The sequence below is a fragment of the Frateuria defendens genome (genome assembly GCF_001182895.1).
Taxonomy (GTDB): Bacteria; Pseudomonadota; Gammaproteobacteria; order Xanthomonadales; family Rhodanobacteraceae; genus Frateuria_B; species Frateuria_B defendens.
This window is the reverse complement of the sequence record NZ_LFQR01000184.1, coordinates 1-243: the sequence shown is the minus strand read 5'-3', so window position 1 is coordinate 243 and position 243 is coordinate 1. Positions and strand designations below refer to the sequence as shown.

Sequence of the window (243 nt, the reverse complement as noted above, 5' to 3'; positions counted from 1 at the left end):
TTGAGGTGGCAGTGGCTGGGATGATCGCAGTCCGGACAGCGGAACCCGTTCGGCCAGCGCGCCTTCGCCAAAGCCTCTCGGCACTGCTCTTCGCTGCCGTAGCGGTCAAGAAAACTCATCAGGCTCATGCCGGGCTGAAATTGGACCTGGTTCTTCGCTGCCATGACACTTCCTCCGTCTCATCAGGAGGTTGCAGCCTCTACCCGCGCCGTATCATCGGATGCGACTCGTGGGGAATCAGGA

Annotated in this window: 1 protein-coding gene; it reads right to left on the bottom strand. The window is 60.5% G+C overall.

What is annotated here, in order from left to right; translation table 11 throughout:
- Positions 1-164 (bottom strand): transposase (locus ACH65_RS19280; protein WP_161805630.1); only part of this gene is annotated, 164 nt, incomplete at its 3' end.
- Positions 165-243: the final 79 nt, after the last annotated feature.